Consider the following 13,421-nt stretch of genomic DNA (forward strand, 5'->3'; position numbering starts at 1 on the left):
GTCAGCCCCGAAGCCGCGAACGTCGCATTCGGCCGCCCCTATCTCTATGCATCGAATACGCGATCCAGCTCCAGCCCGCGGCGAAAGGGTAGACCTCATGAGCACTGAGGTGGCGCGGGAATCGAGCAATTTACTGAATCGTCCGGCGAGGTTTCGTACTAGGGTAGCTACGAACCAGGAGGTGAACCGGTGGGCATTGTCGATAGGCGGACAATGAGCCGGCCGAGCCTTCACCGTTTGCCGAAGGCAGATCGCACGACCATTCATCGGCTATGGAAAGCGGTTCTGGTCGGCATCGCGCTCATCGTGGCCACCGCATGTTACTTCTGGTCGGTGCTGCTCATGGCGATCGGCACACTTCTGTTGTTGCTCGTCTGCGCGCGCATTCCCCGTCGGGATCGGGACCGCTACATTCCAAATTTATATGCCCGGGACATCAGGGTCTACGACGAAGAATATCGTGAGTTCGTCGGTAGGACGCTTTCCGATTTGCGTCGGCGCAGGATTCGAGGCCACACGCTGTTGTGGGAAGCATCGCGACTGGCGGGGCCCTGCGCTGAGAATTCTCAGGAGCTGTTGTTGGATCTGGGTGTCTGGATCGGCTGGTCGACGAGGCTCACATTTGATGCGTGCCACCGAATGGTATACGGCTTCGATACCTTTTCCGGCCTTGTTGAAGACTGGCAACTCGAGGACCGGGTCGTCAAACGCGGGACATTTTCACTGTCAGAACCGATCGCGCAACGTTTTATCCGCGATACCGGAGTGACTTTCGACGACGGCGTGCCTGCCGCGCTCGGCCGCGATGTGAAATTCATCAAGGGGAGTACTTATAATACGTTGGCGCCGTTCCTGGCCGACCGACCAGGGGCCCCAATCAGGCTCTTTCACATGGATCTGGACACATATGAGAGTTGCCTGCACGCATTAGAAACCTGCAAAGACCACTTCATCCGGGGATCCATCCTCGTCTTTGACGAGTATCTGGTTACCAATGGCGAAATGCGCGCTTTCTACGATTTTCAACGGCGCTATGGTCTGGAATGGGAATATCGGGCCTGGGGCCTCGAGATGATCGAAATGAACGTCGCGATGGTTACGTCGCGTTGGAAGCGCTTGCTGTATTCCATTGCCGCGATTCCGTTGCATGTGATCTTCGGGGACGGCCGCTACTGCTGGGCATGCTTCCGCGAACCGTTTTGGCGATTTTGGCTGGGCGCACCCAAAGGGGACATATTCTTTATGCTCGGCGTTGCTGGGTCACGGAAATCGGTGAGTATTGAGATTACCGGCCTCGGCAAACTTGACCTGCAGCATTAGTGGCGCGTGTTGTCGATCGGTTTACGTCGGTGCGGGTGCCGGGACGGATGTCGTCGTGGGCCTGCCGCTCGGCGATCCCTGGGGTGCCCCGGGCGCAACACCTGAGAACGCGGGCAGTTCAGCCTCCCCGTTGCGAATCGGCATCCGCGGGCATCAAGGTAGTGCCCATTGGAAGCCTATGATGGTTGCTACTCCCCGGTAGGGGCAAGGATTGGGCCAGCCGGTAGGCGCGGGGGGACAGGTCAAGGAGGCCGTCAGGCGAGCTTGTTGGACCACTGCGAACTCATTGACGGCTGCGGCGGTGTCGAGGTCATTACCGCCAGTCTTTCATTTGAACCATTTGAACCAAGGGGCAGCTTTGACCGTGACCGATCGTGACATGCGATCTCCGTTCCTCGATACCAGATCCGCCTATCTTGATCTGCTGCGACGTAACCTCACCCGGTACGGCAGCGACGAGTTGGTGCCGGTGGGATGGAATTTCCTCGGCCGCCCACTTTTCAATACCCGCAATCTGCTGCTGGTCCGCAAGCGCCCGTTCAATGAGCACGCACGGAAGTTGGGCCTGGATTGGCCGGCGGACGCCTTGACGATGATCGGGATGCAGCGGCTGACCAGTTTGCAGCACTGTGTCGAGACGGTTCTGGACGAGAACGTGCCCGGCGATCTGGTCGAGTGCGGGGTGTGGCGCGGTGGGGCGTCGATTTTGATGCGCGCCGTGTTGTCCGCATACGGAGACGACAAGCGAACCGTGTGGCTATGCGATTCGTTCGAAGGGGTGCCACCCCCCGACACCGCGCATTACGAGGCGGACAAAGGCATCAGGTTGCATCGTGCCGCCGGAGTGCTGGCGGTCCCCGAAGCACAAGTCCGGGCGAATTTCGAGCGCTACGGGTTGCTCGACGACCAAGTTCGTTTCATCGCGGGCTGGTTCAAGGACACCCTGCAGGACGCCCCGATTGATCGCATTGCCGTGTTGCGGCTCGATGGCGACCTTTACGAATCGACGATCCAGGCTCTCGATGCCCTCTACCCGCGGCTGTCGTCGGGCGGGTTTTGCATCATCGACGATTACCACGCCATCGACGCATGTCGGCAGGCGGTGGCCGACTACCGTACGGCACACGGCGTGACCGCAGAGATCGAGGAGATCGACGGCACCGGCGTGCTGTGGCGCAAGCCATGAAGACCCCGGCCCCGATTTCGTCACCGGTACAGTCGCGCAAACCGGTGCTGCGAGGATTCGTCGATATTTAAAGTGATCGGTGCATCACTGTGATGGCGCAACCGAAGGGCCTGGATTCGCGATGAAATGTGTGCTGGCCAGCTATGGAACGCGCGGCGATATCGAGCCTTCCGTGGTTGTCGCCCGCGAACTGCAGCGCAGAGGGCACGAGATGGTCATGGCCGTCCCACCCGACTCGGTGAGCTTCACCGAGGCGGCGGGGCTGACCGCGGTCCCGTACGGGCTGGAATCGCAGGCCTGGCTCGATGTGTACCGCAACTTCTGGACGTCTTTCTTCCGCGGGTTCTGGAAGATCCGGGAGATGCGCGGCATGTGGCGCGAGATGTGGGACCTCAGTGACCAGTGCTGGGCGCAGATGAACGCGACGCTGATGTCGCTGGCGGACGGTGCCGATCTGCTGTTCGCCGGGCAGAGCTACCAGGAGCCCGCCGCCAACGTCGCGGAGTATTACGACCTTCCGTTGGCCACACTGCATCACGTCCCCATGCGGCCCAACGGTCAGGTTGTTGCGATCCTGCCGCCGCCGCTGGCCCGCTCGGCGATGACAGCGTTCGACTGGTACTGCTGGCGCCTGAACAAAAAGGTCGAGGACACCCAGCGCCGGGAACTGGGCCTGCCCAAGGCAACAGGGCCGTCACCGCGGCGGATCGCGGACCGTGAATCGCTGGAAATCCAGGCCTACGACGAGGCCTGTTTTCCCGGGCTGGCCGACGAATGGGCGAAATGGGACGGCCTGCGGCCCTTTGTCGGCACGCTGACGATGGAGTTGACCACGGAGGCCGACGACGACGTGATGTCCTGGATTCACGCGGGCACACCGCCGATTTGCTTCGGCTTCGGCAGCATGCCGGTCGAATCTCCGGCTGACACTGTCGAAATGATCAGCACGGCCTGCGCGCAGCTGGGCGAGCGGGCGCTGATCTGTGCCGGCAGGAGTGACTTCAGCGGCGTTCCGCTTGCCGATCACGTCAAGGTGGTGGGCCCGGTGAATTACGCGACGATCTTCCCCGCCTGCCGCGCGATCGTTCATCACGGCGGCTCGGGAACCACCGCCGCCAGCCTGCGTGCCGGGGTTCCCACCCTGATCCTGTCGATGGATGCCAATCAAACCATTTGGGGTGCTCAGCTCAAACGGCTGAAAGTGGGTACCACACGGCGATTTTCGGCCACCGATCGTCAATCCTTGATAAAGGATTTAAGCCGGATTCTCGCCCCCGATTACGCGCGCCGCGCACGCGAGATCGCCACCCGGATGACGAAGCCGGCCGACAGCGTTGTCAAGGCCGCCGATGTCGTGGAGAAGTTTGTCAGCTCGCGCAGTCGTGCCTGACGCGGCAAACAGATTCGGTGTCTTTGTACTGGGATAATAGCTAGATCCGCTACCGGATTTCGTATGGTGACGCATCCGGGCCGACTTCCCGTTTTTCGGGACACGATGTCGATCGTCTGGCAGACTGACGGGAAGATCGGGCGACGACGCTTGGGCTTTGAACCACACTGCCCATGGGTCGTCAAACTTCTACGGTCGGGGGGAAGGGGCCGATGAGGTTGGCTTTGTCGCACTCGGCTGTTTCGGTGCGCCGTTGCTGTTCGCGGTGGTCGCGGCACGCCGAATCCGTTGCGAAACAACAACAACCAATGAATCTGACCGACTCCCAGGGCCAATGCCGGGCCGCAGATTACCGAGCGGAAACGCCGCAGTCAAAGTTGCCCGTGCTGTCAGAGATTGATTAAGGTAACAGTCGCGATGAAATTTGCTGTGGCAAGCTATGGAACGCGTGGCGATATCGAGCCTTGCCTTACCATCGGTCGTGAACTGATGCGCAGGGGCCACTCGGTGCGCATGGCTGTTCCGCCCAATCTCGTCGATCTGGCCGAGGCGGCCGGCCTCCCGGCGATCGCCTACGGGCCCGATATGCATGACTTTTGGAGCGACGAGTTCATCCGGGACTTTTTCAAGAACTTCCTTCGGGGCCCGGTCACGTTGATCCGGGAAGCCTGGGAACCGGTACTGCAGAACTGGCAGGAAATGAGCTCGGCGCTGATGTCGGTCGGAGCCGGGGCCGATTTGCTGTTCACGGGCCAGCTTTACCAGGATTTGGCGATCAACGTCGCCGACTATTACGGCATTCCGATGGCCACGCTGCACTATATTCCGATGCGTCCCAACGGCCGGCTTATTCCGCGGATGCCCGGGCCCATGGTCCGCACCGGGATGGCGGTCTACGACTGGATGTGCTGGCGGATGAACAAGAAGGCAGAGGATCGGCAGCGGCGTGAGCTCGGCCTGCCGACCGCCACCGTTGCCTCGCCGCGACGGATCGCCGAACGCGGCTCGCTGGAAATTCAGGCCTACGACGACGTCTGCTTCCCGGGGCTGGCCGACGAATGGGCCAAGTGGGGCGGCCAGCGGCCGTTCGTGGGCTCGCTGACCATGGAACTGACGACGGAATCCGATGACGAGGTCTTGTCGTGGATCGCCCGGGGCACGCCCCCGATCTGCTTCGGTTTCGGCAGCATGCCGGTCGCCGAATCGCCCGCCGAAACGGTCAAAATGATCGCCGCTGCCTGCGCGGAGCTGGGGGAGCGGGCGTTGATCTGCTCCGGCTGGAGCGACTTCAGCGACGTCCCCCAGTTGGATCACGTCAAGGTCGTCGGCGTGGTCAACTACACGAAGATCTTCCCCGCCTGCCGCGCGGTCGTCCACCACGGCGGCTCGGGCACCACGGCCGCCGGCCTGCGCGCGGGAATACCCTCGCTCATCCTCTGGACGGCGGGCGATCAGCCGCTCTGGGGATCTCACATCAAGCAACTGAAGGTGGGCGCCTCTCGGCGGTTTTCGGCCACGACGCCCGAAACGCTGGTGGCGGACCTGCGGAAAATCCTTGCGCCCGAATACCTCGCCGACGCCCGTGGGCTGGCGACCCGGATGAGCAAACCCGCCGAGAGCGCAGGTCATGCCGTCGATCTGTTGGAAGAATTCGCCCGTTCGGGCCGCTGTGTCCCCGGCGTCCCAGCAGAGCGAAGTCGCTGAGGCGCCGGCGATGGGTACACTGCGAAACGCATTAACGGCGTCGATAGACGTCTAGGCTCTCTACCTGGTAGTACTGGCATGCGGAGTAAGGGGCAGTCTTGGCCGTGACCGATCACGACACGCGGTTTGCATACCTCGATCTGCTCCGGCGTGACCTCACCCGGTACGGCAGCGACGAGTTGGTGCCGGTGGGTTTGTACCGCCTGGGGCGTCCCCTGTTCAGTACCCGCAACCTGCTACTGGTGCGCAAACGCCCGTTCAACAAGCAGGCGCGTGACTTGGGCCTGGATTGGCCGGCGGACGCGTTGACGATGATCGGGATGCAACGGCTGACCAGTCTGCAGCACTGCGTGGAGACGGTCCTGGCAGAGGACGTCCCCGGCGATCTGGTCGAGTGTGGGGTGTGGCGCGGCGGCGCCTCCATTTTGATGCGCGCCGTGTTGGCGGCCCACGGAGACGAGAAGCGAACCGTGTGGTTGTGCGATTCGTTCGCCGGAGTGCCGCCCCCCGACACCGTCAACTACAAGGCGGATAAAGGGATCAGGCTGCATCGTCACGCGCGCATCCTGGGTGTGCCGCAAGAGCACGTGAAGGCGAATTTCGAGCGCTACGGATTGCTGGATGACCAGGTGCGTTTTCTCCCGGGCTGGTTCAAGGACACGCTGCAGGACGCCCCGATCGATCGCATTTCCGTATTGCGGCTTGACGGTGACCTTTACGAGTCGACGATTCAGGCGCTCGATGCGCTCTACCCGCGGTTGTCGCCCGGGGGCTTTTGCATCGTCGACGACTACCACGCGATCAAGGCGTGCGCGCAGGCGGTGACGGACTATCGCGCCAAGCATGGGGTGACTGACGAGATCGTCGAGATCGACGGCACCGGCGTGCTGTGGCGCAAGTCGTAAGAGAACGCTGAATCTCTAAGTGTACGAGATGGTTTGCCCTCCGGTGAAGGATGGGCGGAACACGATCATGGCGTACCGTTTCCGTTTCCCGCGGACGCGGTGCGCGCCAGTGTTAAGGTTGCCGCCGTGGCAACAGGGCTGACAACCGGCACCCGCCTCAGGATGTGGTGGGTGCGCACCGAATACTGGCTCGCGCGCACGCTGCTGCCCGACGTCTACGCCAACGACGCGTTGATCACTTTCAACAACTTTCACGGGTTCCTCGATGACCCCGAATTCCAACGCGCCTACCAACGTGGTGCCCGATCCCTCGGCAACGAGGATTGGTACCAGTGGCAATGGCGCGTGCACGTGGGGCTGTGGGCGGCGGCCAGCGCCAGCCAGCTCGAGGGCGATTTCGTCGAGTGCGGCGTCAGTTACGGGTTCTTGAGCAGCGCCATCATGGAGTACCTCGATTGGGATCGGCTGGGCAAGACGTTCTACCTGCTCGACACCTTCGCCGGTCTCGACCCGCGGTTCGTCACCGACAACGAACGCCAGGCCGGGGCGCTGGAAACGAGCGCGGGACACCTGCGCAACGGGATGTACGTCGACGGGGTTGACAGCGTCCGCGCCAATTTCGCGCAATGGCAAAACCACCGCATCATCGTCGGCGCCGTTCCGGAGACCCTCGAGCAGGTCGATGCGAAGTCGGTGGCGTACCTGCACATCGACATGAACTGCGCTCCCCCCGAAGTCGCTGCGCTGCGCTTCTTTTGGCCGCGACTCACCCCCGGTGCCTTCGTGCTGCTGGACGACTACGCGAATCGCGGACGCGACGAACAGCGCGTCGCCATGGACGAGGTCGCCGGCGAACTGGGTGTGAAGATCTGCACATTGCCCACCGGTCAGGGCCTGCTCATCAAGCCGGCACGCTGAGAACCGGGCTGCGATAAAGCGGCCTCAGCCAAGCGCTTTCCGCCGGACGGCGTCTTCCAAGAGGTCCGCGGTGGTTTCGATGCTCTCGGCGGGTTTGGTCATCCGGGCGGCGAGTTCGCGGGCTCTGGTCGCGTATTCCGGGGCGAGGATGGTGCGCAGGTCCGCCACCAGTGAGTCCGGGGTGGTGGCTGAAAAGCGCCGGGCGGTACCCACTTTCTGGCGTTTGATCTGGGCCGCCCAATACGGTTGGTCGGCCGAACTCCACAGGGCCAGGGTGGGGATGCCCGCGCGCAGGCTCGCGGCGGTGGTGCCCGAACCGCCGTGATGAACGACGGCGCGGCAGGCGGGAAAGACGGACGCGTAGTTCACCGGGCCGACGACCTTGACGTGGTCGAAATGCGGCACATCGCTGAAGTCCGTGCCGCCGAAGCAAATGAGCGCCCGCTCGCCCAGCCGCGCGCACGCTGCGCTGATCATTTCGACGGTGGCGGTGGGGGATTCGACCGGTATGCTCCCCGAACCGAAGCAAATCGGTGGTGTTCCCGAGGCAATCCACGATGCGACGTCGTCGTCGGCGTCCGTCGTCAACTCCATCGTCAACGCGCCGACGAACGGACGGCGGCTGCCCCACTTCGCCCATTCCGCGGCCAGGCCGGGGAAGCACACCTGGTCGTAGGCCTGGATTTCGAGTGAACCGCGTTCGGCGATCCGACGCTGCGAGCGGTGTGTTGCCTTGGGCAGCCCGAGGTTTCGGCGCTGCGCGTTGTCGATCTTCTTCGTCGAGCGCCAAAACAGCCACTCGATCGTCGTCATCGTCGAGCGCACCAACGGCGACGGGATGCTCGGCACCAGCCGGCCGTTGGCGCGCATGGGGAAGTGGTGCAACGAGGCCAACGGAATGTCGTGGTACTCAGCCACATTGGCGGCGGCCTGCTCGAAATTCAGGCCGGTGACCAACAGGTCGGCCCCGTCCGCCAGCGACGTCAGCGTGGTGCCCACGTCGTCCCAGTACTTGATGATCGGGTCCCAGACTTTGAGTACCAGCCTGATCGGATTGCGGAAGAAGTCTGTCCACATGTTCCGCAGGAATTCCTCGTCGAGGAACTCCTGCACCTTGGGGCCGTAGGGAACCGCCTCCAGGCCGGTCGACTCGACGAAGCCAACCAGTTCCGGGGGGACGGCCAGGCGAACGTCGTGCCCTCGGCGCAGCAGTTCGCGGCCCACGGCGGCGGACGGCTCGATGTCGCCGCGAGTTCCGTAACTCGCCAGGGCAAATCTCACGACACATCCTGCCTTTCCGGTTGTCCTGCCTATAGGCCACGTCGGGGCCATTATTGCCGGTTCCGTGGACTGGCCGTTCGGGGATCGCCATGTACGCAGGTCAGACAACCTGCTCTGCGGGGTAGGCGAGCGGTATGGAATCAGAGTTGCCCGTAGATAAGGAGCCAATTCGACGAGGCGCAGCCGGTGGGGCGCCCATGCCGCCCCACCACTTGAGGATCCGAGCAAATGTCGAAGCCATGGGAAGGCTTGCTGCGAAATTCGCGCGCGACAAAGGGAGCTGCACCAGCGCTCCGCGGCAAGCTGCCCGAGTCGCGGAAGGTGGCCAAACGTCTGGGAAGGCCCCCGGTATTCGCCGCCGATCTGGCGATGCGCGCCGCCGTTCGCGTAAATGGCGCTTAGTCGATGCCATCAGCGACTTGGCGAAGTCCGACTGCAAACTAGGGCCGGAAAAGGTTCGGGAACTGTTAGAACCCCGGAATCATCTGCCAGGTTCCACAGTTCCGCGTCAAGAAAGCGGTGTCGCTTGCCCGGATACCGACCACCTGTGGATCACCGGTCGTCTTTTCCTCGATTATGTCGCTTGCACTAAGGCTACGTAGCCGCGCCCAGTAACACGTGGTCCCACCAGCACTGCGGTACTTGCCCTCTGGAATGTCAAGGCCGATAACATAAGTGCCGTCACTGTCGATGACGACCAACGGTATGCCGAAAGAATAGATTACGGTCTTCGGGCCCGCCGGCGGAGGGAGAGTTTGACCAACCGTTTGAGCAGCGGTGGGCGCCACAGCGCCAGTTCGCGAGGTACTCACTGTCGCGGTTGTATCGGTTGCGCTTCCGCACGCCGCGAGCAGTAGTGCGAGGGTACTGAGGATCAGCCGCCCCATACGTGTGAATAATAAGTGAGGCGGACAGACGGTGCCCAAATATGGCGGAACTCGCGACACGAATGTTTTGTCGCGTGACAGCACAATCAGGCCCGCGCCTCGGCGCGCCGGTCGGCCGGGTATATGAATCACCGTTCGACGCGCATCTCGTAAAAACGAAGTCGTGCATTGACGGCGCTCTGCCCCAGCGATGGCGTACGGCCGACGCCCACTGTGTGGGCATGGATCTGAAGGTTTGTGCCGTCCACCGACATAGGGGTGTTGAGAAGAAATGGCACAGGTGCGTTTTTAATCACCAGGCGGTAGGTGACTCCATCGAGTACGTCCGTGGAGATCGTCAGCGAGGCGACGTTTCCCTGGAAGAGTCGGTCGAGCACGGTCGGCTTCAGATCGACCCCCACTAGTACTGCCATGTCTGGGCTGGTGGGGGCAGGGACGGTCACCGTGCCGTCGCGGGGCACGTCGACCTGCGACAAGGCTGTAGCCGGCCCGCAGTGGGGCTTGCTTCTGGTGAAAAGCGCCCAGCGGCCCTCGACGCCGCTCAGCGTGTAGTTGCATAGCAGCGCAAGCGAATACCGGGGGGATTCTTGTACGCCGAGGCGCCCGCCGACGTCGACGGCGGGTGAGGCCGACGATCGGCGGGACAGGACGAACTTGGGTCCGTCAGCGAGCACGTCGCTATTTATGTTGTCGAGGCCAGGCGTTGAGGCCGTATAAGTTTGGAAGACAGGCGTCGGGCGCCACGACAGGTCGTAGGCCCATACGGCCGAAGTCTCGTAGGGATCAATGTGGACTGTCGACGCCCCGATAGTTTGGATAAAGGTTTCAGGGATGTCATAAAGAGCGCGCTGCCGCGCTTTAGCTTGTTGGATGCGTTGGTCGAGTCGACCTGGCACGGCTAATGTGACTAGGCGATCGATCGCTTGTGCGGGTCCCCGCATTGCCGCCACGGCCCGGTAGTAGACACCGGGAGATACGCCAATACAAGCGAAGACAATGGTCGTCGTAACCGCTATGAACATGCGGCCACGGATTCCCGGCAAAGGAGTGATGGCCACCGCAACAACGATCAGGCCGAGCAGATAGTAGAAATGCGTTTCGGTGAAATGTCCGAACGCAATTCGGCCGTCGTATACGGTCGCGAGGCCGACGAGCGTGACGAAGCTGCGCGGGATCTCCGGGCCGCCACGTAGAAACATCACGCATAGCGCTGCGACCCAGGCGAGCGTCACCCCAACTGCGATAACGGCAGGCGGGGGAAGGGGAATGGCCATCTCGACGTACCCCGACACCACGCCAGCGCTTGACCTGAGCCAGGTAGGCAGGTCGCCGAGCCGCTGACCGGTGATGAGCCACCAGATGATTGTGAACGCCGCGAATGTGGCCACCGTGGCGCAATGGCGTCCGACGGCCTTCCAGTCGCGCAACACCGACAACGCCAGCGCGATCGCCGCGATGGCTAGACCGGTGTTGAACTTCACTAACAGCTGCAATCCTGCCACTGCGCCGAGTCCGATGCAGGTCGTGAACACTGGCCAGCGCCTCGGATCTCGCCGCAACACGGATTCCGCCGCCCACGCGAATGCCGCGAGCACGGCGAGCTCCGGGTATCGCATGCCTGGTGCACCAACAGGGCCGATGTGGAGGATCGCGACGATGCCGGTCACTATGAACGCGCCGATAAGCGAGGTCGTCGCCGCGTGGTGGTGCCGCAGTGCGGCCGCGACGCCGAGAAATAGGGCGGCGACAACTATGAGCTGGTAGATCGTGGCCAACAGCGACTGATTGAACGAGTAGTAGGCGGTGGTCTGCAGAAACCCGAGGGGGCCGTACGTGAAGACCAGTTCCGGCCCCCACGAGAGATGACGGATCTGTGCTAGGGCAAGCCCGGCCTCCCAAGATGGATCGAGTCCGACGATGGCATCGACCGACCACTGTGGCGAGAAAATGAGAGCAGCGAGAACCGCTGCTAGGCTCCGTTGCCAACGGGTGGCGCCCCATGCCATTGTCGAGCACCATCTCATCACGTGCCCTACCGTTCTTTCGGGTAGCAACGCGAATGCCGCGATACCCGCAAGGTATCAATTGCTTCGAAAGAATTGGCAGTTTTCTCGATGATGGCTGCGGCAGGGTGAATGGACCGGAATTATGATGTCGCGAGCGTGCAGCAGATAGCCGCCAGCAGACCTCATGCTGGGCTGAATAGCATGACCTCAAATTTGGTACTTCCGTCGCGGCCTTTCTTGAATCAGTCAACGCGCCTCACGCGGGCGAACTTCTCCACGAGGTCGGCGGCTCTTTCGATGCTTTCGGCGGGTTTGGTCATCCGCGCGGCAAGTTCGCGGGCGCGGGCGACACAGTCGGGAGCTAAAATCCGGCGCAGGTCAGCGACCAACGTTTCTCGAGTGGTGCTCGAAAACGGCCGGGCGGTTCCCACCCGGAGCCGGTCGACCTGGCCGGCCCAGATCTTCTGATCGCTCATGCTCCAGAGGCTCAGCGTGGGCACCCCGGCGCGCAGGCCCGCGGCCGTGGTGCCCGCGCCACTGTGGTGCACCACCGCGCGGCACGCGGGAAAGACCGCCGCGTAATTCACCACACCCACCACCTTGACGTGGTCGTAATGCCGAACGCCGGTGAAATCGGTTTTGCCGGAGCACACCAGCGCCCGCTCGCCCAACTGGGCGCAGGCCTCGCCGATCATGGCGATCGTGTCGGCCGGCGCATCGACCGCCGTGCTGCCGAAACCGAAGCAGATCGGGGGTGTTCCCGCGGCGATCCACGATGCGACCTCGTCGTCTGCCTCCGTCGTCAGCTCCATGGTCAAGGTTCCGACGAAGGGCCGCCGGCCATTCCATTTCGCCCATTCGTCGGCCAGCCCGGGAAAGCACACCTGGTCGTAGGCCTGGATCTCCAGCGCGCCGCGGGCGGCCATGCGTTGCGGCGCGGGACCTTTCGCCTTCGGTAGGCCGAGGGCGCGGCGCTGCGCGTCCTCGGCCTTCTTCGTCACCCGCCACTGGGTCCAGTCCAGCGCTGTCATCGCGGAGCGGACCAGCGGTGCGGGCAGGCCTGGAGCGAGCCGGCCGTTGGGTCGCATGGGGAAGTAATGCATCGTGGCCAGCGGAAGGCCGAGATATTCGGCCACGTTCGCCGCGACCCCAGGAAACCCCGGGCCGGTGAACACCAAGTCGGCCCCGTCGGACAGCGATGTCAGGGTGGTACTCATCTCCGCCCAGGATTGGGTGAGCATGTCCTGGGCTTCGCGCCACCGCCTCCGCACCTCCGGGAAGTTCCAGAATTTGCCGAGGAAGTCGGTGTCCCAGAAGCCGTCCTGCTGGTCGGGCCCGTAGGCGGCCGCCGCAAGCCCGGCCGACTCGACGAGGGGGACCAGGTTGGGTGGGACGGCCAGGCGAACGTCATGTCCGCGGCGCTGCAGTTCGCGGCCCACAGCGGTGCAGGGCTCGACATCGCCGCGAGTTCCATAGCTCGCCAGGGCAAATTTCACGACGAATCCTTCCGGTGGTCGTGCGGGTAGGCGACGGCAGAGGTCATTATGTCTGGTTGTTCGATCGTCGGGTAGGCGATTGCTGCTGGCGCCGGTTGGTGGTCGCGTGTCATCCGGCAGCCAAACCCACCGCTGGGCCGACGAGGACAGCGCCCCCGATGATTGAGCCGGGACGATGCCGAGCCCGGCCCAGAAAGCCAAATGAAGCGAGTTGACGCTGGCCGGCCGCGGTAGGGTGAGCCAGCGGAGGGCGCAGAAAGCCATTCCGACAGCGGAACGAGCTGTTGTGCCTATCGGTCGGACAAACCGACGATCACGATAGTCTGGA

At 63.0% G+C, this 13,421-nt stretch carries 9 protein-coding genes; 6 read left to right on the forward strand and 3 right to left on the reverse strand.

All coding sequences use genetic code 11. From position 1 onward, the window contains the following. Positions 1 to 213 precede the first annotated feature (213 nt). The 6 genes from EPN51_RS17230 to EPN51_RS17255 all read left to right on the forward strand — a co-directional run bounded on the left by EPN51_RS17230 (position 214) and on the right by EPN51_RS17255 (position 7,423). Positions 214 to 1,320 carry a class I SAM-dependent methyltransferase gene (locus EPN51_RS17230; RefSeq protein WP_293044782.1) on the forward strand — a complete coding sequence of 369 codons (1,107 nt, stop codon included), beginning with the start codon at positions 214 to 216 and terminating at the stop codon, positions 1,318 to 1,320. 379 nt (positions 1,321 to 1,699) lie between these two features. Continuing rightward, positions 1,700 to 2,506 (forward strand): TylF/MycF/NovP-related O-methyltransferase, encoded by an 807-nt coding sequence (locus EPN51_RS17235; protein WP_293044784.1) that lies wholly within the window; start codon positions 1,700 to 1,702, stop codon positions 2,504 to 2,506. Positions 2,507 to 2,627: 121 nt separating this feature from the next. After that, on the forward strand, positions 2,628 to 3,896 hold the full coding sequence (locus EPN51_RS17240; protein WP_293044719.1) for a glycosyltransferase: 1,269 nt from the start codon (positions 2,628 to 2,630) through the stop codon (positions 3,894 to 3,896). A gap of 417 nt (positions 3,897 to 4,313) precedes the next feature. Beyond that, positions 4,314 to 5,600 carry a glycosyltransferase gene (locus EPN51_RS17245; RefSeq protein WP_293044721.1) on the forward strand — a complete coding sequence of 429 codons (1,287 nt, stop codon included), beginning with the start codon at positions 4,314 to 4,316 and terminating at the stop codon, positions 5,598 to 5,600. Between the two features lie 98 nt (positions 5,601 to 5,698). Beyond that, the gene (locus EPN51_RS17250; RefSeq protein ID WP_293044723.1) at positions 5,699 to 6,505 is read left to right on the forward strand and encodes a TylF/MycF/NovP-related O-methyltransferase; all 807 of its coding nucleotides are present in this window, start codon (positions 5,699 to 5,701) and stop codon (positions 6,503 to 6,505) included. 162 nt (positions 6,506 to 6,667) lie between these two features. Continuing rightward, entirely contained in the window at positions 6,668 to 7,423 is a 756-nt protein-coding gene (locus tag EPN51_RS17255) for a class I SAM-dependent methyltransferase (protein WP_293044786.1), read from the forward strand. A 24-nt stretch (positions 7,424 to 7,447) separates the two neighbouring features. Here the strand turns inward: EPN51_RS17255 and EPN51_RS17260 are convergent, their stop codons facing one another. The 3 genes from EPN51_RS17260 to EPN51_RS17270 all read right to left on the reverse strand — a co-directional run bounded on the left by EPN51_RS17260 (position 7,448) and on the right by EPN51_RS17270 (position 13,093). Continuing rightward, positions 7,448 to 8,704: a glycosyltransferase gene (locus EPN51_RS17260; protein ID WP_293044725.1), complete on the reverse strand. Its 1,257-nt coding sequence runs from the start codon at positions 8,702 to 8,704 to the stop codon at positions 7,448 to 7,450. A 1,015-nt stretch (positions 8,705 to 9,719) separates the two neighbouring features. After that, positions 9,720 to 11,597 (reverse strand): hypothetical protein, encoded by a 1,878-nt coding sequence (locus EPN51_RS17265; RefSeq protein ID WP_293044727.1) that lies wholly within the window; start codon positions 11,595 to 11,597, stop codon positions 9,720 to 9,722. A gap of 242 nt (positions 11,598 to 11,839) precedes the next feature. Continuing rightward, the gene (locus EPN51_RS17270; RefSeq protein ID WP_293044729.1) at positions 11,840 to 13,093 is read right to left on the reverse strand and encodes a glycosyltransferase; all 1,254 of its coding nucleotides are present in this window, start codon (positions 13,091 to 13,093) and stop codon (positions 11,840 to 11,842) included. Between the last annotated feature and the right edge of the window lie 328 nt (positions 13,094 to 13,421).

The sequence above is a fragment of the Mycobacterium sp. genome, from assembly GCF_004298145.1.
Classification (GTDB): Bacteria; Actinomycetota; Actinomycetes; order Mycobacteriales; family Mycobacteriaceae; genus Mycobacterium.

Coding starts and splice junctions, on each gene's coding strand:
- EPN51_RS17245 (WP_293044721.1), top strand. CDS start 4,314: ATGAAATTTGCTGTGGCAAGCTATGGAACGCGTGGCGATATCGAGCCT.
- EPN51_RS17265 (WP_293044727.1), bottom strand. CDS start 11,597: ATGGCATGGGGCGCCACCCGTTGGCAACGGAGCCTAGCAGCGGTTCTC.
- EPN51_RS17255 (WP_293044786.1), top strand. CDS start 6,668: ATGTGGTGGGTGCGCACCGAATACTGGCTCGCGCGCACGCTGCTGCCC.
- EPN51_RS17240 (WP_293044719.1), top strand. CDS start 2,628: ATGAAATGTGTGCTGGCCAGCTATGGAACGCGCGGCGATATCGAGCCT.
- EPN51_RS17230 (WP_293044782.1), top strand. CDS start 214: ATGAGCCGGCCGAGCCTTCACCGTTTGCCGAAGGCAGATCGCACGACC.
- EPN51_RS17235 (WP_293044784.1), top strand. CDS start 1,700: ATGCGATCTCCGTTCCTCGATACCAGATCCGCCTATCTTGATCTGCTG.